Source organism: Pseudogemmatithrix spongiicola (assembly GCF_030623445.1).
GTDB classification, from domain to species: Bacteria; Gemmatimonadota; Gemmatimonadetes; order Gemmatimonadales; family Gemmatimonadaceae; genus Pseudogemmatithrix; species Pseudogemmatithrix spongiicola.
Genome location: NZ_CP130613.1, coordinates 2,353,328 through 2,376,639 on the forward strand (window position 1 = coordinate 2,353,328; position 23,312 = coordinate 2,376,639).

Genomic DNA, 23,312 nt, shown 5'->3' on the forward strand with positions numbered 1-23,312 from the left:
TATTGAAGTGTCCGCAGCAGAAGCAGACGTTAGGCTGACCAAGACAGTCCTGCCCATTCCGCGGTGAAGTCGATGCCGAGAGTCTTGTCCGTTGCGCTGTTGGTCCTGCTGAGCGGATCCGTCCTCAGAGCGCAGGAAGTGTTCGGCGTCTTGCGCCGCGCCGATATCGATGCGCCGTCTCAGGGGACGCTGGTCATCGCGGAGCGTGTCGCCGATGGACAGGTGGTGGCCCGAGCGGTGACCGGCGCGCGAGGCTCGTGGCAGCTGCGCGTCACCGCCGATTCGGTCGTCATACGGGCCCTCCGCATTGGATTTGCCCCGCACGTGCTCGGCACCGTTCGCCTAGCCGCGGGAGAGCGCCGGGAGCTCAACGCCGTGCTGCCCGTGACGCCCGTCGCGCTACCGGCCGTCCGCACCGCCGCCGACACGCGCTGTCGCGTCCGGCCGGAGTCCGCCTCGCTGGTCGCCTCGGTCTTCCACGAGGCGCGGACCGCCCTGGCCGCTTCGCAGCTCATCGCGCCCGATGGTCCCGTGCGGACACGCGTTCGTCTGAGCGAGGAGGTCCTGTCGCCTTGGGATGACGAGGTCATGGAGGTTGAGCACCGCGAGTACGTCACCGACGCCCTCCGCCCATACCGCACCGCACCCGTCGACTCGTTGCTCGAGTTTGGATTTGTCACGCGAATCCTCGATCCATTCAATCACTACGCGAAGAACGCCGTGGCCGTGGAGTATCGCGTGCCGAGCGTCGACCTGTTCCTCGACGACCGATTCCTTGACGAGTACTGCCTTCGTCTCGTCGAGTCGCCGACCGAGCGCCGCGACTGGATCGGCGTCGGCTTCCGCCCGGCACGCTGGCGGCCGATCACCCAGCTCGAGGGCACGCTCTGGATTGATCGCCGCACGTCGGAGCTGCGACGGATGGAGTTTGGGTACGCCGGGCTCAATGCGTCCGAAGTGCGCCTCAGCCCGGGAGGCTGGCTGGAGTTCTCGCGTCTCGAGCGCGGCCTGTGGTTCGTCAGCCGCTGGATGCTCCGCGCGCCGGCGCTCGGCACCTGGTCGGAGCGACGGGGGCGCTCGAATTATCAGATCACCATTCGGCACGTGCCCGTAATCCGCGTGCACGGCTCCGTGCTGGAGTTGGCGGTGGACGCACGCGCCTTGTTCACGGCCGGTGTCCCCGACGCGCTCGAAAATGGAGCGCTGCTGCCGCTCCCCGCCCTCGCCGACTCCGCGGCGACCGGATGCACGCGAGCACCAGGCACCGTATCCCTCTCCGGCGCGGTTCGCGGCGTCGACGGGTCGGCGGTTCCCTTGGCAGACCTTCGCTTCTTTTGGAGGGAGCCCGGCGGGTCCCCTGATGCGTGGCAGCAGGCGTCAGCCGTCGCGGGGCCCTCGGGGGTCTACCACTCGTGCGCGCTTCCCCAGGATGCGCTGGTCATCGTCGAGGTCCGCGCGGCCGGATATGAGCCAGCCGCCATCACGCTCCGCGTCGGAGCACCGCGCTCGGCGGCACGGCTAGATCTCACACTCGTGCCCGCAGCCTAACGACGCTTGCTGCTGACGGCCACGATGAGGATGGCGCGGGCTGCGCCCGCGCGTTCTATTGGAGTGTCCGCAGCAGAAGCACACGTTATCTGGACCAGTCATGACTTCCTCAGAATCGAAGAGATCGAAGCCGCGTGTTGATGACCGCGGCCGTGCATTCGCTGGAAGCCAGCTGCAGGTTCAGCTCTACTCGTCCCGCCTGCTTCCGACGCTCGAGGCCGCACTCGCTGGCGCGATCAATCGGGCCGGCGAGCAACTCGATTGGATTGCCCCGGCCGAGAACAAGAAGTTCGAGGAGCTGCTGGATGAGGCGTTCATCAACGCCCTAGGCCTTGGCGCACATGCCGCTGCGCTCCGAAGCTTCTGGCCGGGGAGCGGTCCGCGCTGGGATGGTCTCGCGCGCTTGCGGCAAAGTGGCGCGGTCCTACTCGTCGAGGGAAAGAGCTACCCTGCGGAGATGCGCGGGAGTGGATGCCAGGCGAAGGACCCTCGTTCCATCGAGCTGATCGACGCGGCCTTGGACGGGACGAAGGCATGGCTCGGCGTTCCGAGGGAAGCCGACTGGAAGGGCGAACTCTACCAGTACGCCAATCGCTTGGCGCACGTCCGCTTCCTTCGCGAGCGTGGTGTGGAGGCTTGGCTCGTGAACCTCTGCTTCGTGGACGACCCCACGAAGAATCCGACGGACGCAGCGACGTGGAAAAGCGCGTTGACGCAGGCCAAGATCGACCTAGGCCTCGGCGATATCAGCCACGTCGCGGTGGACGTGCTCCTGCCCGGTCTCGCGCCAACTGCTTGGGACCTTCCCGCGGCCAGATAACGACGCTTGCTGCCGACGGCCACGCTATGGTAGCGCGGGCTGCGCCCGCGCAGTCTATTGGAGTGTCCGCAGCAGAAGCATACGTTATGCGGAAGGATCCGAGCTCACGGAGCTCCCGATGCTTCGCAATGCGGCAGACCCGGCAGGCGCGGGTCCCCAACCGCTCTCTTGGGTGGTCCGTGTGAGCGGATCGGCGCGCGTCCGCTGCGAACTCTATCGGCCAGCCTGATGGTCCCGACTCGCGACGCGGCCTAGGCCTCCGCATAACGAAGCTTGCTGCTGACGGCCACGTTATTGAAGCGGCCGCTGCGCGGCCGCATCTTATGGAGTGGCCGCAGCAGAAGCCAACGTTAGGCTGACCACCACGAATGGACCCTCACACCACTTACGCGTGGATCCTGCTCGCAGTCCCGACGGCGGGCGCGCCGATCCAGACGGTCCGAGCGCGAGCGGAGATGCTGAACAAGTCGTCGCCCTCGGAGCGTGAGCTGCACGACAGCATTGCGTGGCTATGCGAACACGGCTTCCTGGATGCGAGCGAAGATGGTGTGCGGTACACTGTCGCTGGTGCACAACTGGTAGCTGAAGCGTGGGCGAGCGATTCCATGTATGAGACGTGGAGTCGCGTCGCGCGGCGCCTGGCTCTGGTCTGATAGTCCGCCCATATGACTGCCCGTTGACCTGCGGCGCGCGGCAGCCTAACGACGCTTGCTGCCGACAAGCGCGGGTGCGGTAGCGGTTGTGGGGCCGCTGCTCCACTATATGTAAGGTCTGCAGCGGCCCCACAACCGCATTCTATTGGAGCGCTTGCAGCAGAAGCACACGTTATCGCGACTTGTGCCGGGGGACAGGCGATTCGCAGCATTCGCGTCGCGAGCAGTGCGTGGTGATCCGCGGGTTCAGCGATGGTGCGTTTGGGGTCCGCTCCGAACGGTGCTGCGCGTGGGTGTCCCGCCAGACTTCGCGACCTACGGTCGGATCCTGGCGGACGGCCCAGGCCGCTCGACGGGCATCGCCTACGCATCCCGCGCGGTTTGTGCGCTCCGCCGCGCGCGCCGACGCCGCGCGCGATAACGACGCTTGCTGCCGACAGCTGCGGCTAGGGAAGCAGTTGTGGGGCGGCCACCCTGTAGGGCATGGGACGGCCTAGCGGCCGCCCCACAACTGCATCTTATTGAAGCAGCTGCAGCAGAAGCTCACGTTATACTGACCACGATTACTTGGTGACCCGCCCGGCTAATGTCCCATGATGCACGCGACACCGAGGAGCGCCTCCGTAGTTGGCTGGATGGCAATCAGCCGGCCCGCGAGCGTCTTTGCCTCCACTTGCTTTCGCTCGATCGTCGGTTCACACAGATCAAGCCCGTTCAGCCAAAGGGCGGCCCTGATGGTGGGCGCGACCTCGAAGCGCGTTTCGACAATATCGGCCCCGCTCGCGGTGGGATCGGGTTTCGCAACTCGCCGAGCGATTCTTCGACAGATTTTCGTTGGGTGAAGTCGAAGCTTGCTGACGACCTCTCCAGCGCACTGACGAATGAACCGCGCTTAGTCGCCTTTGCGTTCTTCACGAACGTACGGCTGACGGTCGGTCAGAGACAGAAGCTCGAGGAACTCGCCAGGACGAAGACCACCGCACAGCTTGAGTTATATGACCGCGAGCGTATGCGGGTGCTTCTCGATGGCGTCGAAGGTTTAGCCGCGAGATACCAGTTCCTGCAGATTCCGCTGAGCGCACCCGAGCAGGCTGCATTCTTCTCACGCTGGGGATCAGACCTTGAGGCAATGGTCACGAGGTCGTTCACGAAGGTTGATGAGCGCCTGCGTCGTATTGAGTTCTTGCAGGAGTCACAGCGCCCACTGACGCAGTTGGCGTTCCACATCGTCCTTGCTTCCGCCACGCCCATATCCGACCTGCCACATGTTCGGGCCATGCTGCACATCTCGCGCTTCACTGGCGACCTGCGCCGCAATCGGTGGAACCTCGCGGTGTGCAACAATTCACCAGATCGCTCGCTGCCCAGCTGCGGTCAAGGTCCGTGCGTTGGCGGTGCGTTCTGGCATGAGGACGCCGCCACGCCGCTTGGCACCTTCGCCTCAACGTGGCCAGACCCGTTCCGAATCATCGCATCGCACGGCGGAGTAAGTGCGTGGCTCGACGACAGTCAGCTCTCTCGACTTGCTGATTTGGACGAAGCTTCATTTGCTTTCTTTATGAATCGCAAGCTTTGGGAACGCGTTGGTCGGATTGACATCTTTGCGAACGACTACTTAGTGTGGACGGCATCCGTTAGCGAGCTCAGTGACGATCCTCCGAATGCTCAGCCAGAGCTGCCGTGGCAGTTCAGCGCGGATGAGCTTGCTGACGAGTGGGTGCGCGTTATGCCGCGAGGGTACACCGGCTCGCTAAACTTCACATCATCAACCCCGCTCCGGCTGATTGAAGCCGAGCAGATGAGACGCCGTGACTAGCGCGCGCAGTATAACGACGCTTGCTGCCGATGAACGCGGTGCGGAGTGGGTTTGGCGGGGCCGCCGTGATGCCCTGGGCTGGTTGCGGCGGCCCCGCCAAACCCTTCTTATTGGAGCGTTCACAGCAGAAGCACACGTTATGTTGACCCGCGCGTTCATACGCATCGGAGATTCCTGAATGCGACATGCTCTGGCCGCGCTCTTCGTGCTCGGACTCGTCAACGGCGCCGCGCACGCACAGCAGGCAGCCCGCCCGTACCCTGACTTGCTGCAGGCTGGCACCGACACCCTGTACCAGTACTTGGTGCAGGGCGCCGACACCACCTTCATCGGTACCGTCGTGGATGTCATCGAACGCGTCTCCCTGAATGGGCGCGCGGTGATCCGACGGATCTACTCGAGCGACAGCCGCTTGAGCGGCGGCACCCGCGATACCATCATCGACGACGCGGCAACGCTCCGACCGGTGCGTACCGCGAGCTACTCGACGCGCGCCATCGAGAAGGTCGAGTATGGACCGGATCGCGCGTCAGGGTGGATCCGGCAGCCGAACGGCGACTCGTTGCGCATCGACGTTGCGGTCCCTCCGCAGGTGTACGCCGCTTCGAGCTTCGACGTCGTGATTCGCGCCTCCGAGCTCGACGATGGTTGGAGCGCAACCGTTCCCGCCTTCGTCGCCTCGAGCCGCGTGGTCGTTCCGATGACCGCCCGCGTTGTGCGCGAAGAGCGGATCGACGAGTGGGAGTGCTGGCGCGTAGACGCTGAGTACATGGGAATGCCGGTCACCTTCTGGGTTGAGCGCGAGACCCGAAGGCTTTGTCGGCAGGAAATGCGCCCGCGAGTGGGCCTCTCCCTGCTCTACACTCGCCGTGCCCCTCGCGCGCCACGCCGAGGGGCAACATAACGACGCTTGCTGCCGACAGCCGCGGCTAGTGAGGCAGTTGTGGGGCAGCCGCGTTATGATGCATGGGACAGCCTGCGGCTGCCCCACAACTGCTTTTTATGGAAGCGGCTGCAGCAGAAGCACACGTTATACCGAGCCGTGCAAGCGGACAGCTATTGGGCTATCTTGATTCGACGCCTCGACACCGGACGAGACCTATGGTGCGCTCCCCCGATACCCTAGAACGCGAACTCCTGCACCTGCCGAAGGCCGACCGTGCGCGGCTGGCACAGGTGCTGCTCGCGAGCCTCCACGCGGAAGAGGCCGCGGCCTCGCCTGCCGAGGTCGAGGCCGCTTGGGAAGCAGAGATCGCGCGCCGCGTGGACGAGTTGCGCAGCGGGACCGTGGCCGGCATCCCCGCGGAGCAAGTATTCGCGGAAGTACTCGACCGATAAGCCCGGCCGTGCTGCGGTCGGTCGTTTTCCATCCCGAAGCCCGAATCGAGTTCCGCGCCGCGGTCGCTGAGTACGAGGCAGAGCGCGACGGGCTGGGGCGCGCGATGGCCCGAGAGGTGCGCGAGCTGGTCGAGCTCGCGCGCGCGTTCCCCCAGATGGGATCGCCCTACTCCGTGCCAGGGGTTCGTCGGCTCTTCCCCCGCACGTTCCCGTACGCCCTCGCCTATCTCGTAGTGGACGACACCTTGTTCATCGTGGCCGTCGCGCACGGCCGGCGCGAGCCCGACTACTGGCACAAACGGCTCTCGGCACCGACGGGGCCGGTATAACGACGCTTGCTGCCGACGGCCACTTTTCGGTAGCGCGGGCTGCGCCCGCGCGTTCTATTGGAGTGTCCGCAGCAGAAGCTCACGTTAGCCAGACAATGACCGGCACCGACCCTGAAAGCGATCCATCCGATCTCGGGCAGGCCGCGCACCGCGCGATTCGTCTCGTGCGCCTACGCTAGCCCGCGCAGCAGGACAGCTGAGAGACGTCCTTGGTGAACGTCTGTGCCGCCAGCTTGAGCCCCTCGACCATTGTGAGATACGGAAAGAGCTGGTCGGCGAGATCGTTCACAGTCATACGGGCACGGATAGCGAGCGCGGCTGTCTGAATGATCTCCCCCGCTTCAGACGAGATCGCCTGCACTCCGAGCAGCCGACCGGTACCGGCCTCCGCCACGAGCTTGATTGCTCCACGTGTTTCGAAGTTGACCAGTGCACGTGGTACATGTTCGAGCGAGAGCGTCCTGCTATCTGTCTCGACGCCGCGCAGTCGCGCCTCTTCCTCCGAGATGCCCACAGTGGCGACCTGCGGGTCCGTGAAGATCACGGCCGGCATGCTCGACAGATCCAGCGTGCGCTGTCCGCCCATCAGGTTCACTGCCGCGCGCGTGCCGGCAGCCGCGGCGACGTAGACGAACTGCGGCTGCGTCGTACAATCTCCGACCGCGTAGACGTTCGGGGTGCTCGTGCGCATCTGGTCGTCAACCACGATTGCCCCGCGTGTGTCGGGGACGAGGCCGAGCCGTTCGAGGCCAAGGCCCGTGGTATTCGGTGTGCGACCAGTCGCGACCAGGAGCTGCTCCGCCTCAACGAATCCCGCGTCCGTCTCGAGCCGGAAAAGCCCATCGTGAAACGATGCTTGGTGGACCTCTGTCTGGGTGCGGACGTCGATCCCCTCTGCGCGGAAGGCCGCCGTCAACTCCTCACCGAGGATGGGATCCTCGCGGAAGAGAAGTGTGCTCCGGGCCAGAATCGCCACCTGACTGCCGAGCCGCGCGAACGCCTGTGCCAGTTCGACCGCGACCGCCGACGAGCCGATCACGGCGAGCCGAGGTGGGATGTCGTCACTGGCCAGCGCGTCGGTTGAGTTCCAGTACGGCGTTTCTCTGAGGCCTGAAATCGGGGGGACCGCGGGACTGGCGCCAGTTGCGATCACGCAGCGATCGAAATGGACGAGCTGTTCTCCGCCGTCCGCAAGTGCGACCGACAGCGACGCTGCGTCCCGAAAGACTGCCGTACCATGCACAACCGTGATCGACGCGTTTTCGGCGAGGATGTTCTCATACTTGGCATGCCGTAGCTCGTTGACGCGTGCCCGCTGCTGGCGGAGCAGTAGTGGGCGTCGGACGATCGGCGCCGTGGCGCTAAGGCCGAGATCGAACGGACTGCTCCGGCGAAGATGCGCGACGTGCGCCGCGCGGACGAGAATCTTAGAAGGGACACACCCGATGTTGACACAGGTGCCGCCGATGACCCCGTGCTCTACGAGAGTGACTTGCGCGCCGAGTTCCGCCGCCTTGAGTGCCGCGGCCATCGCGCCTCCGCCGCTGCCGATGACCGCCACTCGCACCGGAGATCCGGGACGCGTGGCAGGCAAGTCCCCGTTCGTGGGGGAACCCGGCGAGGTGCTCTCGGCACAGCAGGACGAGAGCGCCGACTGGCCCTCGGCCTTCATCGAGACCCGTTTCTGGCGGGCGTGGCGGGCTTGACCGTCGACGGATAACCCGCATCGGTCGTCGCCTTGATCAACGCGTCGGTGTTGGTCAGCGCGTCATCGAACGTGACGACCGCTTCGAGCTTCTCATAGCTCACCGTCACGTCCGTCACGCCGGGGACCTTCTTCAGCGCCGCCTTGATCGTGATCGGACACGTTGCGCACGTCATGCCAGGGATCGAGAGCGTAATCGTCTTCGGCGTGATCCAAGCGGCGGTCACCAGGACCAGCAGGGCAATTGCGGCGGAACGAAGGAATCGCATGGGGTTCTCCACTCAGTAGAAGAAGGGGGCGACATACGGAAAGACGAGCGCAACACCGAGCAAGGCCACCACGGCCCAGAAGAGGACCTTGTACGTCCGGCTGACCGCCGGGACCGCGCAGATCTCTCCGGGCAAGCACTCGCCGGCGGGGGGGAAGATTCTACGGTGCGCAAAATACACGGCCAGAAGCGCGACCCCGATGAAGACTGGCCGAAACGGTTCGAGCGCCGTGAGATTCCCGATCCAGGCGCCGCTGACACCGAGCATGAGTAGCACCAGCGGACCGAGGCAGCAGGCGGATGCGAGCAGGGCGGCGACTCCGCCCGCGAGGAGAGCGCCGCGTCCAGACGATGCAGTCCCGGTCGATTCTGGCTTTCCGAGGGTATCCATACCTGTTAACCTTACAACCGTACCGAAGTACGGAGTCAAGAGGAGGCCGTATGCCCGTGCAGGAGTTCACCATCGGCGCCTTCGCGGCATCTGCCGGCGTAAGCGTGGAAACGATCCGGTTCTACCAACGCCGCGGACTCATTCGCGAGCCATCGCGATTGTTCGGGCGGATACGCCGCTACCACGCGGAGGACGTCTCTCGAGTGCGCTTCGTGAGGTCGGCGCAAGGCCTGGGCTTCAGTCTGGACGAGATCGCGGGCCTGCTCCGCTTGGAGGATGGAACGCACTGCAACGAAGCACGCACCGTCGCGGAAGAGAAGCTCGCCGGAGTGCGGACGAAGCTGGTCGACCTTCAGCGCATCGAGGCGGTGTTGGGCGAGCTCGTGGAAGAATGCTGCGAGGCCACGGGCAACGTGCGATGTCCGCTTATCGACGCGCTGCAGCATGAGCGCGGAGATGAAACACAGACCCCGACGTCGACTCGTCGGCTGCGACGCGCCGCTGGCTAACGAAAGTTGGTGCAGATGGCCGCGCTATTGATGGCGGCCGCTCCGCGGCCGCATTATTGGAGCGTCCACAGCACAACTCGACGTTATGCCGACCGAGCACCGCTCGCAGTTCGCGTTTCGAACGAATCATACGCGACTACGCAAAGTCCGTGGCGGGCGACTCACGGACCATCACACGATTGCCACTCTTGCTCGACCGTCGCGCGTTCTGCCATCGACGGCTCACTGGGCAGGGCTAGCGCCACGGCCTCGGGTAACGTAGCTTACGGTTCGATGCATCATTTTCGTCTCCGTAGTTTGCGCGGCCTTTCTGCGCTCGTGATCACCCTTTCCTTCGGTCTCCTCACGACCGAATCTATGCTTGCGGACGTCCACGACGGCGACGCGACGCACGAGGAGCTGACGCGAATCGAGGGTGCTGCGCGACACAACGCGACGCACGTTGCGCACGGAGATCGCGAGGGCGGCTCGATGAACCACGCGGACGATCATCCGGGCGAGCGTGCGCCTGATGACGCGGGACACGACCGGCACACGTGCCATCACGCGCACGTGCACAGCGGTTGGTTCCATAAGGACGAAGCGTTGAACGGCTGTGCCTCCGCAGAGCACGAATCGCCGATTGCGTTGCGAAAGCGTATTCCCGCGAGTTGGGACGCCCAACCGCAGCTCCGACCGCCCATCGGCTGAGTCTCCCGCGGCGCTGACCCCCAGCCACGACGGCTGAGGCGTTCGAACTCGCGCTGCGTGCCCGCCATCGGCGGGCCCCAACAGATCTCGTCGGCCGACCCGTTCGACACCGCGCTCAGGCGCGATGGTGCCGCTCCGCATCGCGGAACGCGCGCCGTTGCGTCCGACGCACTCGAGCGTGGCGTGCGATGAGATCCTTCGGAGACTCACGCACGTGTCCCGTGGAATCCCCTCGATCCCGTTCTTCTCAGCGTCTCTGACGCTGCTCTCCCTGCTTGGCGGAACGATCGTCACGCGGTCGGCGAACGCACAGTCCCCCGCGGCGTCGGCGCGCGCCGACACACTCGTCCTCGCCCTCGACGATATCCAACGGCTCGCTATCGGACGAAGTCCCACACTCCTCGGCGTTCGCCAGGAGACGGCGATCGCGCGCGGCGCGCTGCGCCAGACGCGCGTGCTGCGATCGAATCCCGAGCTGGCGGTACAGTCCGCCGGAGGAGCGCTCGGGAGCGCCGCCGACCAACTGGAGTTGACGGTGCTGCAGGAGATCGAGTTCGCAGGGCAGCGCGGCTTGCGTATCGATGCCGCGCGGATCGGGCTCGGGCGCACCGCGTTCGACGTGCAGGATGCGGCCCGCCTCACGATCGCCGAGGCGAGCGCCGGTTTCTATCGCGCGGTCGCCGCCGATCGTCGGCTCGAGGTAGCAGCGGAGGCACTCGCGCTCGTGGAGCGATTGCTCGCCGCGGTGCGGATCCAGGTACGTGAAGGCGAGATCAGCCGACTCGAGGCGAATCTCGCCGAGATCGAGGCCGGACGCGCACGCGGCCGCGTGCTGAGCGCGCGCCGCGCCGCGGTGAGCGCCGAACTCGAGCTCCGTCTGCTCGTCGGGCTCGATGCCGACACACCGCTCCGCTTGGTGGCGGACTCGACCGCCGCGTTGCTCACGGACATCGACGCGCTGTCCGGCGACTCCCTCCTCGCGCTCGCGCTCGTCGGTCGTCCCGATCTCGCCGCGACCGGAGAGGCGGTGCGGGAGGCGGAGACGCTGCGCGCACTCGGCCGGCGGGAGGCGTTCCCGAACTTGCGCATCGGCGTGGGAGGGATCCGGTCGCCGAACGACGGCTCGGTGCAGTTCGGTCCTGCCTTCGGACTGACCCTTCCGTTCTTCAATCGGAACCAAGGACTCGGCGACCAGCGCCGCGCACTCGTGGACCAAGCGCAGTTCGCGCGTCGCTCAGCGCTGCTGCGTGTCGAGACCGATGTGACCGTCGCCGAGCGGGCGTATCGCGCCGCGGCGGAAGAGGCGCGGGTCTATGAGTTCGAGGTCCTCGCGCGGGCGCATGAGAACGCCGCGCTCCTCGAGACCGCGTATGGCGCGGGCAAGATCGACCTCTCGACCCTCCTCCTCCTCCGCAACCAGCTGCTCGATGCCGAGTTCGGCTTCTGGGACGCTTGGCTCGCCCAGCGCGAGGCGCTCGTGCAACTCGATGCCGCGACCGGCCGGCTCACCCCGTCCGCCGCCTCACTCCAGCCCATCGATCCCGCGGCGATCCGCCGGCAGGACTCGACCACACCCATCGTCAGGAACACCCCGTGACCCAGCGTCTCAACCTCCAGCGACCGCGGCCGGTCGTGCTGCTCTTCGCCCTCGTCGTCGGCGTTGTCTCCCTTGCGTGCGGCGGTGGCGAGGCCACCGCGGACAGCGCGGCACCACTCGCGGCGGACTCGACGGCCGAGTCCGACGTGGTCGTACTCGACACGACGTCCATCCGACTAGGCGGCATTCGCGTCGCCGTCGTGGATTCGATCACCACGAGCGGCCTCCAGGTCACTGGCGCCATCACGTATGATGCCAACCGCGTGAGCCACGTCGGCTCGCGTACCGAAGCGCGCGTGCTGGCGGTGCGCGCCGACCTCGGCGCGCGCGTCGGTGGCGACGCGGTGCTCGCGATGCTCGAGAGCGCGGACGTCGGACAGTTGCGCGCCGAGGAGCGCCAGGGCGAGGAGTTGGTCGCGATCGCAAAGGAGAACTTCGCGCGCGAACAGCGTCTCGAGTCCCAAGGCATCTCGAGCCGGAAGGAGTTGCTGCTCGCTGAAGCCGAGCTGCGTCGCAGCGAGGCGGCGCTTCGCAGCACGGAGGAACGGCTGGCCGTGCTCGGCGCTGCGCACGATCACGGGGCGGGAGCCGCCTACAGTCTGGTCGCGCCCTTCGCGGGCACCGTCGTCGCGCGCAACGTCAGTCTCGGTGAGGTCGTCGGGCCGACCGACGTGTTGTTCACGGTGGCCGATCTGTCCGTGGTCTGGATCGAACTCGACATTTTCGAGCGGGACTTCGCGCGTGTGCGCGCGGGGCAGTCGGTCGTCGTGACCGTGAGCGCATACCCCGGGCGGCGCTTCATCGGGCGCCTCGCGTATGTGGGCGAGGTGTTGGACGAGACCAAGCGCACGGTGCGTGCGCGTGTGGAGATCCCGAACGGGAACGCCGCGCTCAAGCCGGGGATGTTCGCGACCGCGAGCATCCAGGTGGGCGGGGGTGGTCCCGCGATGCCCGTGGTGCCGCAAGCCGCGGTCCAGGAAGTGGAGGGACGCCAAGTGGTGTTCGTGCCCGGCGACGCGCCGGGTGAGTTCCGGCCCGTACCGGTCGTCGTGGGCGAGACGGTGGACGGGGATCGCGTGATCATCCTCAGTGGTCTGCGACCGGGAAGTCGCGTGGTCATCGCTGGCGCGTTCGCGCTTCGGTCCGAACTCGCCAAGGGCGAGATCGGCGAGCACGGCCACTGACCGCCAGAGGATCCCTCATGCGCTCCCTCATCGGCTTCGTCCTGAATCAACGCCTCCTCGTGCTCGCGATGACCTTGCTGCTGGTCGGCGTGGGTATCTGGAGCGCGTTGGCGCTCCCGATCGACGCGGTACCGGACGTGACCAACGTCCAAGTCCAGATCAATACCAACGCGGCCGCACTGCCGCCGTCGGAGGTGGAGCGTCAGGTGACGCTCCCGGTCGAGCTCGCGATGTTCGGTCTCCCCGACCTCGAGGAGATTCGATCGATCTCCAAGTTCGGGCTCTCGCAGGTCACGGTCGTGTTCGCCGAGGGCACCGACATCTACTTCGCGCGACAGCAGGTGCAGGAGCGACTGCAACTGGCGCGCGAGGAGATCCCACCGGGATACGGCACGCCCGAGATGGGGCCCATCTCGACCGGGCTCGGCGAGATCTTCCAGTACACCGTCTCGGCGGACTCGGGCACCGGCATCGACGCCACTGAGCTGCGCACGCTGCAGGACTGGGTCGTCGCGCCGCAGTTGCGCGCCGTGTCCGGCGTGGCGGAGGTGAACGCGTTCGGTGGGTTCGAGAAGCAATATCAGGTGTTGGTGCGGCCGGAGGCGCTCGTGCAGTACGACCTCACGCTGCCGCAAGTGCTTGAAGCGATCGCCGCGAACAACCAGAACGCGGGCGGCGGCTACATCACGCGCGGTGCCGAGCAGCTCGTCATCCGCGGCGTGGGTCAGGTGCAGGACCTCGACCAGATCCGCAACATCGTGGTCGCGAGCCGCGGCGGGACACCGGTACGGGTGGGCGACCTCGCGGAGGTCGTGATCGGGTCGACCATCCGGCAGGGCGCGGTCACCAAGGACGGGACCGGAGAGGTCGTCACCGGCATCGTGATGATGCGGATGGGACAGAACTCGCGCACGGTCGTCAACGCGGTCAAGGAGAAGTTCGAGGTCGCGGCGCGCACGTTGCCGCCCGGCGTTCGCCTTCAACCCTTCTACGATCGAACCGACTTGATCGGTCGCACGATCAAGACGGTCGAGAAGAACCTCGTCGAGGGTGCCATCCTCGTCATCGTCGTGCTCTTCGTCCTGCTCGGGAACTTCCGCGCGGCCCTGATCGTCGCGGCGGCCATCCCGCTCTCGATGTTCTTCGCCCTCAGCATGATGGTCAAGGTCGGGATCGCCGGGAGCCTGATGAGCCTCGGCGCAATCGACTTCGGGCTCGTCGTCGACGGATCGGTCGTGATGGTCGAGAACGCGATGCGTCGACTCGGCCATCGCAAGCCGGGCGACAACTTCCTGCACACGGTGCTCGAATCGTGCGCCGAGGTGGGCCGCCCGATCCTCTTCGGTATCGGGATCATCATCGTGGTCTACCTGCCGATCCTCACACTGCAAGGCGTCGAAGGGAAGATGTTCCGCCCGATGGCGCTGACGGTGGTGTTCGCGTTGGTCGGATCGCTATTGCTCACGTTCCTGCTCACGCCGGTGCTGATCTCGATCTTCCTCAAGGGCAAGGTGACCGAGGAGGACGTCTGGCTGGTCAAGCGCGCGAAGGCCATCTATCGACCGGCGCTCGAATGGACACTCGCCAACACGCGGCGGGTGCTCATCGGGTCGGGCGCGGCGGTCGTGCTCGCGCTCGCCGCGGTGCCGTTCCTCGGTTCCGAGTTCATCCCGCGACTGGACGAAGGGTCGTTCGCCCTGCAAGTGCTGCGCCTGCCAAGCATATCGCTCGAGGAGTCGGTCCGGCAGACGACGCAGTTGGAGGCGATCCTGCTCGAGGAGTTCCCCGACGAGGTGATCGACGTGGTCGCCAAGACGGGCCGCGCGGAGATCGCGACCGACCCGATGGGCGTGAACATCAGCGACATCCTCGTGCGGCTCGCGCCGCCGGAACAGTGGACGAAGGCGACCGACAAGGGCGAACTCGAAGCCGTGATGACCGAGGCGCTCGCGCGGATCCCTGGCTTGGTGGTGAGCTTCAGCCAGCCGATCGAGCTGCGCGTGAACGAACTCATCGCCGGGGTGCGGAGCGACCTCGCGATCAAGATCTACGGCGATGATCTCGGCCAGCTCAGCACGACCGCGGAGCAGATCGTCGCGGCGGTGGCCGGGCTGCCCGGCGCCACCGGGTTCAAGGCGCAGCAACTCGAGGGGCTGCCGCAACTGCAGATCGCGGTCCTTCCGGAGCAGCTCGCGCGCTACGGCATCAACTCCGCCGATGTGATGCAGGTGGTCGAGGCGCTCGGGGGTGTGCAGGTGTCGCAGGTGCTCGAGGGGCAGCGACGGTTCGCGCTGACCGTGCGCTTCCCTGCGTCGGTGCGCGCGAACGCTGCGTCGATCAGTCGCATCCTGGTGAGTGCCCCGAACGGGGAACGCGTGCCCCTCGGGACGCTGGCCAAGGTGGAGGAGGTCGGCGGGCCCGCCGAGGTGAGTCACGAGAACGGGTCGCGATTGGTGATCGTGGAGGGGAACGTCCGTGGGCGCGACATCGGCAGTTTCGTGGCCGATGTGCGTGCGCTGTTCGACAATGGCACGATCACCCTCCCTCCCGGCTACCGGCCCGAGTTCGGCGGTCAGTTCGAGAATCTGGAGCGCGCGAGCAAGCGCCTCTTGCTCGTGGTGCCGATCTCGCTTCTGCTGATCTTCCTGCTGCTCTTCGCGACCTTCAACTCCTTGCGACAGGCGGCACTCGTGTTCACCGGCATCCCGTTGGCGACCGTCGGCGGCGTGCTCGCGCTCTTCGCGCGCGGGATGCCATTCAGCATCTCGGCGGGCGTCGGGTTCATCGCGCTGTTCGGCATCGCAGTGCTGAACGGGGTGGTGATGGTCTCCTACATCAATGAACTGCGCCAGCACGGCCGTCCGCTCGACGAGGCCGTGCGCGAGGGCGGGATGACCAGGCTGCGTCCCGTGCTCATGACCGCGCTGGTCGCGAGTCTCGGCTTCCTGCCCATGGCGCTCTCGAGCAGCGCTGGCGCGGAGGTGCAGCGGCCGCTCGCGACGGTGGTCATCGGCGGACTCATCACCGCCACGCTGCTCACGCTGCTCGTGCTGCCCCTCTTGTATCTCCTTTTCGAACGTCGACCGGAGACTGCCCCATGAAGATGGTGATCGCATACATCCAACCGTTTATGTCCGATGCGGTGGAGGCAGCGCTGCATCGCATCGGCGAGCTCTCGGGCGCCACGTTCACGGACGTCCGCGGCTTCGGACGCGGCGGTCACGCCGACGCGCCGGCGTCCGAGGGCGTGCTCGGTACGGTGCCCAAGGTGCGCGTGGAGGTGGTCGTGCCCGCTGCGCTCGAGGACGAGGTGGTGCGCGCGATCGAGCACGCCGCGCGCACGGGCAATCGCGGCGATGGGAAGGTCGTCGTGGTCGCGGTGTCGCGCGCGCTGCGGATCGCGACGGGCGATGAGGGCGAGACCGCGGTCTGAAGGAGCTGAACCACCCGGCGACACGCTCGAGCACCCTCGCGCCGGGTCAACCTGTTGGATACTCCGGAGTCACGATGCGACGTGCTGCGCGGCTCGACCTGCCCCTGCTGCTCCCCGAAGTGAAGGACCTCCGCGACGCGTGCGTGGCGCGACTCATGCGATTGCTTGAACGCCAAGAGGGCGTCGAGAGCGTGCACGTGGTCGAGGCGAGTGCGGAGCCGGACGGTGAGCCGCCGCACGCGGACGGCGCGACCCGGACGGCGCCGTCAGGGCCGCAGCTCTGCCTGCACTACGATCCCGACCGACTCACGCTGACCCAAGTTGAAGCGTTTGCCCACGCGGCCGGTGCGGGGGTGACCGATCGATTCGCGCATATGGTCATCCCGTTCCGTGCGGTCGGCGCGGAGGATGAGGGGCGACGCATCGAGGACGCGCTCCGTGAACTTCGCGGCGTGAGCGCGGCCGTCGTCAACTTCGCTGGCCAGGTCGTGCGCGTGGAGTTCGACCGCCGACGCGTCGATCGGGCGCTGATCGAGGCGCGACTGCGCGAGGTCGGCGCAGTGCCGGTCGCGGAGACCGTGGGACAGGAAGGCGCTCCGGCGTCCGCGGCGGCCGTAGAGGCGGGGGCGAGCGCGGGGGTGACGAGTCCTGCTGCTCCGATGTCGAAGAGTTGGTCTGCCCGCAACCGCACGCTCGCGTGGAGCATCAGCTCGGGCGCGCTGCTCGTCGTCGGCTGGGCCTTGGGACGATTCACCGAGGCGCCTTCGGCGCTCGCGCTCGCGTCCTTCGCCGCGGCGTACTTCTTCGGCGCGCGCGACCTCGTGGGCCACTTCATCGCCGACCTGCGTCGGGGGAAGTTCCGCTTCAACATCGACCTGCTCATGGTGGTCGCGGCGGCCGGAGCGGCTGTGCTCGACGCCTGGCTCGAAGGGGCGTTGCTGCTCTTCCTCTTTAGTCTCGGTCACTCGCTCGAGAAGTACGCGCTCGGCCGAGCACGCCGCGCCATCGCCGCGTTGGCCGAGCTCGCCCCACAGTCGGCGACGGTGATCCGCGATGGGAAGGAATTGTCGGTGCCCATCAGCGAGGTGGTCCGCGGCGACCGCGTGGTCATCAAGCCCGCCGAGCGCATCCCGGTGGACGGGGCGGTGCGTGAGGGAAACTCGGCGGTGAATCAGGCGCCGATCACCGGCGAGAGCGTGCCGGTCGACAAGGCACCGGGCAAGCCGGTGTTCGCCGGAACGGTGAACGGCGAAGGGGCGCTCGTCGTCGAGGTCACCGCCGCGATCGGTGACCGGACACTCGACCGCGTCATCAAGCTGGTCTCGGAGGCGCAGACACAGAAGGCGCCGACGCAGCGGTTCACGGACCGCTTCGCGCGGATCTTCGTGCCGATCGTACTCGTCGCCGATGTGTTGCTGATCGCCATCCCACCACTGCTCGGCGTCTGGACGCTCGAGGAGTCGTTCTACCGCGCCATGGCGCTGCTCGTCGCGGCCTCGCCCTGCGCGCTCGCGCTCGGCACACCGGCCGCCGTGCTCTCGGGCATCGCGCAGGCGGCGCGAAAGGGTGTGCTGATCAAGGGTGGAGCGCACCTGGAGTCGCTCGGCGCGATCACGGTGCTGGCACTGGACAAGACCGGGACGATCACGGTCGGGGAGCCGTCGGTCACGGACCTGCGGCCGACGACCGGTGTGAGCACCGACGCCTTGCTCGCGACGGCGGCTGCAGTCGAGCAGCGCTCGCAGCATCCACTCGCGCACGCGATCATCGGTGCGGCCACGAGCGCCGGCGTCGCGGTGCCGGCAGCTCGTGATCTCGAGTCGGTGACGGGGCGCGGGATCCGTTCGACGATCGCCGGCGTGCGCGTGGAAGTGGGGCGACTGCTGATGTTCGAGGAGCGTGGCGCGGCGGTGCCGGCGGCGGTGCGCACCGAGGTCGAGGAGTTGGAGAGGGCGGGGCGCAGCACCGTGGCGGTGCTTCGCGGTGACGAGTGGCTCGGCGTGATCGGCATCGCCGACGAGCCGCGTGCCGATGTACGGCAGACGCTCGACCGGTTGCGTGCGACGGGGATCCGTCGGATCGTGATGCTCACGGGCGACAACGCCGGCGTGGGCAACGCGGTGGGGATGGAGGTGGGCGTGGACGATGTGCGCGCGGGGCTCCTCCCCGAGGACAAGGTCGCGGCGATCAAGGAACTCGAACGCGAGGGGCGCGTGGCGATGGTCGGCGACGGCGTCAATGATGCCCCGGCGCTCGCGCATGCGACAGTCGGAATCGCAATGGGCGGCGCGGGGACCGCGGCGGCGCTCGAGACGGCGGACGTGGCGCTCATGGGCGACGATCTCGGCCGTTTGCCGTTCGCGATCGGACTCAGTCGACAGGCGCGTGCGATCATCCGGCAGAACCTGATCGTGTCGCTCGCCGTGATCGCGTTGTTGATCGTGGCCACGACGACCGGAGTGATCGGGATCGGTCCGGCGGTCGTGGTGCATGAGGGGAGCACTCTAGTGGTGGTTGGAAACGCGCTGCGGCTTCTGGTGTATCGGCACGCCAGTACGGGCTGAGTTCCGTTGTTATGGCGCGCGAGCCTGCTACACTCTCGGGCGAGTCTCTGGCGCAGAGGTGCCGACCCGTGCGCGGTGCAGCGCGCATAGCGCAGGGCGATGATGATGCGTTGGCTCAAAGCGCGCGCGATCTCGCCCCGAACGCCCCTCGTCCGCCGGTCCGGTGAGTGCTTCCGCACGGTCCGGACACAATCCGCTTTGTCGCTCGCAACAGACACGAATATCTCAATGCTTCCGCTGGCACTGGGGGCGCCTGCCATGACATCGTGCGCTCCGTCGCGTCGCTTCGAGTGCACCGACCAGATCTTGATGCGGGTGAATGGAGTTCTGTCGCCGTGCGACCGACGAAGCAGGTTGGCGAAAGGTTGATGGCTACTCGGTCGCGCCGCGGCATAACGAAGCTTGCTGCTGACGGCCACGCTATTGTAGCGCCCGCTTCGCGGGCGCATCTTATGGAGTGTCCGCAGCAGAAGCACACGTTATACCGAGCCGTGCAAGCGGACAGCTATTGGGCTATCTTGATTCGACGCCTCGACACCGGACGAGACCTATGGTGCGCTCCCCCGATACCCTAGAACGCGAACTCCTGCACCTGCCAAAGGCCGACCGTGCGCGGCTGGCACAGGTGCTGCTCGCGAGCCTCCACGCGGAAGAGGCCGCGGCCTCGCCTGCCGAGGTCGAGGCCGCTTGGGAAGCAGAGATCGCGCGCCGCGTGGACGAGTTGCGCAGCGGGACCGTGGCCGGCATCCCCGCGGAGCAAGTATTCGCGGAAGTACTCGACCGATAAGCCCGGCCGTGCTGCGGTCGGTCGTTTTCCATCCCGAAGCCCGAATCGAGTTCCGCGCCGCGGTCGCTGAGTACGAGGCAGAGCGCGACGGGCTGGGGCGCGCGATGGCCCGAGAGGTGCGCGAGCTGGTCGAGCTCGCGCGCGCGTTCCCCCAGATGGGATCGCCCTACTCCGTGCCAGGGGTTCGTCGGCTCTTCCCCCGCACGTTCCCGTACGCCCTCGCCTATCTCGTAGTGGACGACACCTTGTTCATCGTGGCCGTCGCGCACGGCCGGCGCGAGCCCGACTACTGGCACAAACGGCTCTCGGCACCGACGGGGCCGGTATAACGACGCTTGCTGCCGACGGCCACTTTTCGGTAGCGCGGGCTGCGCCCGCGCGTTCTATTGGAGTGTCCGCAGCAGAAGCACACGTTATCCGGATGCGGACGCCCACGTGCGCGGGAGAGTTTTCCCGCGCATTTTCTCGCTCTTTCGGCTTTCCTTCGGACCCTGTAGATTGGGCCGTATGACTGAGAGACTCACTTCACTCGAAATCTGCGCTGGGGCCGGTGGCCAAGCGCTGGGCTTAGAGCGCGCGGGGTTTAGTCACGCCGCCGCCGTCGAGCTGGATGCGCACGCGGCGAATACGCTTCGTGCCAATCGGCCCGAGTGGCGCGTTATGAACGAGGATGTGCGCAATCTCGAGGGCCGCGAGTTCCGCGGCATTGACCTCTTTGCTGGTGGCGTCCCTTGTCCGCCGTTTTCCGTCGCTGGCAAACAGCTCGGTCCGGATGACCAACGCGATCTGTTCCCCACCGCTCTGAGGCTAGTTGCTGAGTCTAAGCCAGCAGCGGTGATGCTAGAGAACGTTCAGGGACTCGCAACAGCGAAGTTCAAGAGTTACCGCGCCTCAATCGCGTTGCAGCTTGAGAAGTTGGGATACCGCGTCGACTGGCAGGTGTTGAATGCGTGCAACTTTGGAGTACCTCAGCTCCGGCCACGCTTCATTCTAGTTGCACTGAAGCCAAAGGCGTTTCGTAACTTCGCGTGGCCGAGTCCTGTGTCCTCGCCGCCCACTGTCGGCGGGACGCTTCGTGACCTCATGGCATCGCGCGGGTGGCCAGGCGCATTTGCGTGGGCGCAAGCGGCAAACGGAATTGGCCCCACGCTTGTCGGAGGATCTAAGTTGCACGGTGGACCCGATCTCGGACCGACTCGTGCACGCGAGGCCTGGAAGTTGTTGAATGTGGACGGGCGCGGACTTGCGAATGAAGCTCCCGACGCGGACTTCCCCATCGATGGAATGCCGAAGCTGACCGTGCGCATGACCGCGCGCATCCAGGGATTCCCTGACTCTTGGAAGTTTGAAGGTCGGAAGACTGCTTCGTATCGTCAGGTGGGCAACGCATTTCCTCCTCCAGTGGCCGCAGCCGTTGGAGCTGCCATCAGAGACGCGCTCGCGGGCCGCGCCTCGAAGCACCTTCCTGAGCAAATCGCGCTCCACGTCGGATAGATATGCCATCAAAGAAGCGTAAGAAGCCCGCGCCGCGCGGCGGCGCACGAGCAAAGCTCCGTGAGTATTTCCTTGCTCATGTCGGCGAGGTGGTCGAGTGGAGAACGCTTCGGAAGGTCGCGGGTGGCATCACGGAGTGGGCCCGACGCGTGCGCGAGCTGCGACAGCTTGAAGGGATGAACATCGAGACGGACAAGGACAACAGCGCGCTGAAGCCAGGGCAGTACCGTCTCGTCAACACGAAGCCGCTTCCGGTGTTCTCGTCCGGAATCTCCAAGGAGACGCGCGCGTTCGTGCTGGATCGCAACGGATTCACCTGTCAAATGTGCGGCGCAGTCGCTGGTGAGCCGCATCCATCAGACCCTTCGCGCAAGACTCGCCTTCACCTCGGTCACATCATCGACCTAAGTCACGGCGGAACGGACGACGCGCAGAATCTCCGAGCTCTCTGCTCCGTGTGCAACGAGGGCGCCCAGAACATCACGCTGCCGCGTCCGAAGGCGACTCAGCTTCTGACGCAGATTCGACGCGCAGCGGGAGACGAACAAGTCGAAGTCTTAAAGTGGCTCGTTCGGAAGTATCCAAAGCAAGCTCAGTCGCTCACCGAGAATTCTGCGGACTGACGCAGTCGCTGGTCGCGTCGGCGACACTCGACGCGGGCACCGGATAACGATGCTTGCTGCTGACGGCCACGGTATGGAAGCGGGCGCTTCGCGCCCGCATTTTATGGAGTGTCCGCAGCAGAAGCAAACGTTAGGTGGACCATTTAGAAGAGGCGCATGCCCGACCCACGTTCAACAATCCTCGTCAGCTTCCCCCTGAGGTAGACAGTCGGAGTTAGACTTGGGACGGTGCCTATGGAGGAGCCATGCGCCGTTCGAAGTTCACCGAGTCCCAGATCGTGGCCGCCCTGCAGGAAGTCGAAGGCGGGGTGCCCATCGCCGAGGTGATCCGGAAGCACGGGATCAGCCGGGCGACCTTCTTCACTTGGAAGTCGAAGTACGGCGGGGCGACCGTCGCCGAGCTCAAGCGGCTGCGGGAACTCGAGGCCGAGAACGTGAAGCTCAAGCGGATGTACGCGGAGCTCGCGCTCGAGAATGCGGCCATCAAGGACGTCCTCAGTCGCAAGCTGTAGCGCCGCCCGCGAAGCGGCAGGTGATCGCGATCTTGGTGGAGGAGCACGGGCTGTCCGTGCGGCATGCCTGCCAGGTCGTGTCCCTCTCGCGGGCGGCGTACTACCGACCGCCGCCGGACCGGCTGGACCGCGACGCCGACGTGATCGCGGCGCTCACCGCGCTCGTGACCGAGACGCCGCAGTGGGGCTTCTGGATGTGCTTCGATGCGCTGCGCCTCGCCGGGCATCGCTGGAACTGGAAGCGCGTGTATCGCGTGTACTGCGCGCTGAAGCTCAACCTCAAGCGACGGACGAAACGCCGGATCCCGCCGCGCGAGCGGCAGCCGCTCGACGCGCCCGCGGTCCTCAACGGGATGTGGGCCGTCGACTTCATGAGCGACATGCTCTACAGCGGGACGCGTTTCCGCACGCTGAACGTGCTCGACGAAGGCAATCGGGAGGCCCTCGCGGTCGAGGTGGCGCTGTCGCTGCCGGCCGCGCGGGTGACGCAGGTGCTCGACCAGCTCGTCGCGCTGCACGGGGCGCCGAGCGCGCTCCGCTGTGACAATGGGCCCGAGTTCGTCTCGGTCGAACTCACCACGTGGTGCCGGCGCCATGGCGTGCGGCTGCTGCACATCCAACCGGGCAAGCCCAACCAGAACGCCTACATCGAACGCTTCAACGGGAGCTACCGCAAGGAAGTCCTCGACGCGTACCTTTTCGGCTCCCTTGACGACGTCCGCGCCGAGACCGAACGCTGGCTCACGATCTACAACACGCGGCGGCCGCACGACAGCCTCGGCCGGGTCCCGCCGCTCACCTTCCTGCCGAGGTCACCCGCGCCGCTCCAGTCTAGTTACGAACGGTCTGCCTGACGGGGAAGCTGACGTCCTCACGACGCTCTTCGCTGGACTGGCCGCGAGAAGGCCGCCAGGAGTGCTATTCCACTATACCTCGCAGCTAGGACTGGTCGGCATCCTTGAATCGCGGTCGTTCTGGGCGACGAACATTCGCTTCCTAAACGACTCGACTGAGTTTGCTCTTGCACTCTCGTTGTTGGCTGAGTTGCTGC

At 66.3% G+C, this 23,312-nt stretch carries 21 protein-coding genes; 18 read left to right on the forward strand and 3 right to left on the reverse strand.

Features of this window, described 5'->3' with window-relative positions:
- The first annotated feature begins 72 nt into the window (after window positions 1-72).
- The 6 genes from Strain318_RS10810 to Strain318_RS10835 all read left to right on the forward strand — a co-directional run bounded on the left by Strain318_RS10810 (window position 73) and on the right by Strain318_RS10835 (window position 6,504).
- Window positions 73-1,548, forward strand: coding sequence for a hypothetical protein (locus Strain318_RS10810; protein ID WP_367885714.1), 1,476 nt, complete (start codon window positions 73-75; stop codon window positions 1,546-1,548).
- A gap of 100 nt (window positions 1,549-1,648) precedes the next feature.
- Window positions 1,649-2,368 (forward strand): hypothetical protein, encoded by a 720-nt coding sequence (locus tag Strain318_RS10815; protein ID WP_367885715.1) that lies wholly within the window; start codon window positions 1,649-1,651, stop codon window positions 2,366-2,368.
- A gap of 1,239 nt (window positions 2,369-3,607) precedes the next feature.
- Window positions 3,608-4,837, forward strand: coding sequence for a hypothetical protein (locus Strain318_RS10820; protein WP_367885716.1), 1,230 nt, complete (start codon window positions 3,608-3,610; stop codon window positions 4,835-4,837).
- Window positions 4,838-5,015: 178 nt separating this feature from the next.
- Entirely contained in the window at window positions 5,016-5,741 is a 726-nt protein-coding gene (locus Strain318_RS10825; protein WP_367885717.1) for a hypothetical protein, read from the forward strand.
- Between the two features lie 197 nt (window positions 5,742-5,938).
- The gene (locus Strain318_RS10830) at window positions 5,939-6,175 is read left to right on the forward strand and encodes an addiction module protein (protein WP_367885718.1); all 237 of its coding nucleotides are present in this window, start codon (window positions 5,939-5,941) and stop codon (window positions 6,173-6,175) included.
- Window positions 6,176-6,183: 8 nt separating this feature from the next.
- Entirely contained in the window at window positions 6,184-6,504 is a 321-nt protein-coding gene (locus Strain318_RS10835) for a type II toxin-antitoxin system RelE/ParE family toxin (protein WP_367885719.1), read from the forward strand.
- Window positions 6,505-6,679: 175 nt separating this feature from the next.
- Here the strand turns inward: Strain318_RS10835 and merA are convergent, their stop codons facing one another.
- From merA to merT, 3 genes are all read right to left on the reverse strand, one after another.
- A complete protein-coding gene (merA, locus tag Strain318_RS10840) occupies window positions 6,680-8,035 on the reverse strand; it encodes a mercury(II) reductase (RefSeq protein WP_437436300.1) in 1,356 nt (451 codons plus the stop codon).
- Window positions 8,036-8,172: 137 nt separating this feature from the next.
- A complete protein-coding gene (gene merP / locus Strain318_RS10845; protein ID WP_367885720.1) occupies window positions 8,173-8,478 on the reverse strand; it encodes a mercury resistance system periplasmic binding protein MerP in 306 nt (101 codons plus the stop codon).
- Between the two features lie 12 nt (window positions 8,479-8,490).
- Window positions 8,491-8,868 (reverse strand): mercuric ion transporter MerT, encoded by a 378-nt coding sequence (gene merT / locus Strain318_RS10850; RefSeq protein WP_367885721.1) that lies wholly within the window; start codon window positions 8,866-8,868, stop codon window positions 8,491-8,493.
- A 50-nt stretch (window positions 8,869-8,918) separates the two neighbouring features.
- On the opposite strand from merT, the gene merR reads away from it, so the two are divergent.
- From merR to Strain318_RS10910, 12 genes are all read left to right on the forward strand, one after another.
- The gene (gene merR / locus Strain318_RS10855; RefSeq protein ID WP_367885722.1) at window positions 8,919-9,377 is read left to right on the forward strand and encodes an Hg(II)-responsive transcriptional regulator; all 459 of its coding nucleotides are present in this window, start codon (window positions 8,919-8,921) and stop codon (window positions 9,375-9,377) included.
- A 273-nt stretch (window positions 9,378-9,650) separates the two neighbouring features.
- Window positions 9,651-10,067, forward strand: a complete 417-nt coding sequence (locus tag Strain318_RS10860) for a hypothetical protein (RefSeq protein ID WP_367885723.1) — start codon at window positions 9,651-9,653, stop codon at window positions 10,065-10,067.
- A 214-nt stretch (window positions 10,068-10,281) separates the two neighbouring features.
- Window positions 10,282-11,664 carry a TolC family protein gene (locus tag Strain318_RS10865; protein WP_367885724.1) on the forward strand — a complete coding sequence of 461 codons (1,383 nt, stop codon included), beginning with the start codon at window positions 10,282-10,284 and terminating at the stop codon, window positions 11,662-11,664.
- Window positions 11,661-12,848, forward strand: coding sequence for an efflux RND transporter periplasmic adaptor subunit (locus Strain318_RS10870; protein WP_367885725.1), 1,188 nt, complete (start codon window positions 11,661-11,663; stop codon window positions 12,846-12,848). Before Strain318_RS10865 ends, Strain318_RS10870 begins: the two co-directional genes overlap by 4 nt.
- 17 nt (window positions 12,849-12,865) lie before the next feature.
- Entirely contained in the window at window positions 12,866-15,949 is a 3,084-nt protein-coding gene (locus Strain318_RS10875) for an efflux RND transporter permease subunit (RefSeq protein ID WP_367885726.1), read from the forward strand.
- Complete coding sequence (locus tag Strain318_RS10880) at window positions 15,946-16,281, forward strand: P-II family nitrogen regulator (RefSeq protein WP_367885727.1); 336 nt, start codon at window positions 15,946-15,948, stop codon at window positions 16,279-16,281. Before Strain318_RS10875 ends, Strain318_RS10880 begins: the two co-directional genes overlap by 4 nt.
- 74 nt (window positions 16,282-16,355) lie before the next feature.
- The gene (locus Strain318_RS10885; protein WP_367885728.1) at window positions 16,356-18,845 is read left to right on the forward strand and encodes a heavy metal translocating P-type ATPase; all 2,490 of its coding nucleotides are present in this window, start codon (window positions 16,356-16,358) and stop codon (window positions 18,843-18,845) included.
- A gap of 550 nt (window positions 18,846-19,395) precedes the next feature.
- On the forward strand, window positions 19,396-19,632 hold the full coding sequence (locus Strain318_RS10890; protein ID WP_367885718.1) for an addiction module protein: 237 nt from the start codon (window positions 19,396-19,398) through the stop codon (window positions 19,630-19,632).
- Window positions 19,633-19,640: 8 nt separating this feature from the next.
- Window positions 19,641-19,961, forward strand: coding sequence for a type II toxin-antitoxin system RelE/ParE family toxin (locus Strain318_RS10895; protein WP_367885719.1), 321 nt, complete (start codon window positions 19,641-19,643; stop codon window positions 19,959-19,961).
- 178 nt (window positions 19,962-20,139) lie between these two features.
- Window positions 20,140-21,126, forward strand: a complete 987-nt coding sequence (locus Strain318_RS10900; RefSeq protein WP_367885729.1) for a DNA cytosine methyltransferase — start codon at window positions 20,140-20,142, stop codon at window positions 21,124-21,126.
- 176 nt (window positions 21,127-21,302) lie between these two features.
- Complete coding sequence (locus tag Strain318_RS10905; RefSeq protein WP_367885730.1) at window positions 21,303-21,749, forward strand: HNH endonuclease; 447 nt, start codon at window positions 21,303-21,305, stop codon at window positions 21,747-21,749.
- A 245-nt stretch (window positions 21,750-21,994) separates the two neighbouring features.
- Window positions 21,995-23,115, forward strand: a protein-coding gene (locus Strain318_RS10910) for an IS3 family transposase (protein ID WP_367885731.1) whose coding sequence is annotated in 2 segments (ribosomal slippage) — window positions 21,995-22,256 and window positions 22,256-23,115 — 1,122 coding nt in all. Because the reading frame shifts where the segments join, the coding sequence is not laid out codon by codon here.
- Window positions 23,116-23,312: the final 197 nt, after the last annotated feature.

Coding starts and splice junctions, on each gene's coding strand:
- Strain318_RS10820 (WP_367885716.1), top strand. CDS start 3,608: ATGTCCCATGATGCACGCGACACCGAGGAGCGCCTCCGTAGTTGGCTG.
- Strain318_RS10830 (WP_367885718.1), top strand. CDS start 5,939: ATGGTGCGCTCCCCCGATACCCTAGAACGCGAACTCCTGCACCTGCCG.
- Strain318_RS10900 (WP_367885729.1), top strand. CDS start 20,140: ATGACTGAGAGACTCACTTCACTCGAAATCTGCGCTGGGGCCGGTGGC.
- Strain318_RS10815 (WP_367885715.1), top strand. CDS start 1,649: ATGACTTCCTCAGAATCGAAGAGATCGAAGCCGCGTGTTGATGACCGC.
- Strain318_RS10885 (WP_367885728.1), top strand. CDS start 16,356: ATGCGACGTGCTGCGCGGCTCGACCTGCCCCTGCTGCTCCCCGAAGTG.
- Strain318_RS10860 (WP_367885723.1), top strand. CDS start 9,651: ATGCATCATTTTCGTCTCCGTAGTTTGCGCGGCCTTTCTGCGCTCGTG.
- Strain318_RS10810 (WP_367885714.1), top strand. CDS start 73: ATGCCGAGAGTCTTGTCCGTTGCGCTGTTGGTCCTGCTGAGCGGATCC.
- Strain318_RS10880 (WP_367885727.1), top strand. CDS start 15,946: ATGAAGATGGTGATCGCATACATCCAACCGTTTATGTCCGATGCGGTG.
- merR (WP_367885722.1), top strand. CDS start 8,919: ATGCCCGTGCAGGAGTTCACCATCGGCGCCTTCGCGGCATCTGCCGGC.
- merT (WP_367885721.1), bottom strand. CDS start 8,868: ATGGATACCCTCGGAAAGCCAGAATCGACCGGGACTGCATCGTCTGGA.
- Strain318_RS10875 (WP_367885726.1), top strand. CDS start 12,866: ATGCGCTCCCTCATCGGCTTCGTCCTGAATCAACGCCTCCTCGTGCTC.
- Strain318_RS10905 (WP_367885730.1), top strand. CDS start 21,303: ATGAACATCGAGACGGACAAGGACAACAGCGCGCTGAAGCCAGGGCAG.
- merP (WP_367885720.1), bottom strand. CDS start 8,478: ATGCGATTCCTTCGTTCCGCCGCAATTGCCCTGCTGGTCCTGGTGACC.
- Strain318_RS10825 (WP_367885717.1), top strand. CDS start 5,016: ATGCGACATGCTCTGGCCGCGCTCTTCGTGCTCGGACTCGTCAACGGC.
- merA (WP_437436300.1), bottom strand. CDS start 8,035: ATGGCCGCGGCACTCAAGGCGGCGGAACTCGGCGCGCAAGTCACTCTC.
- Strain318_RS10890 (WP_367885718.1), top strand. CDS start 19,396: ATGGTGCGCTCCCCCGATACCCTAGAACGCGAACTCCTGCACCTGCCA.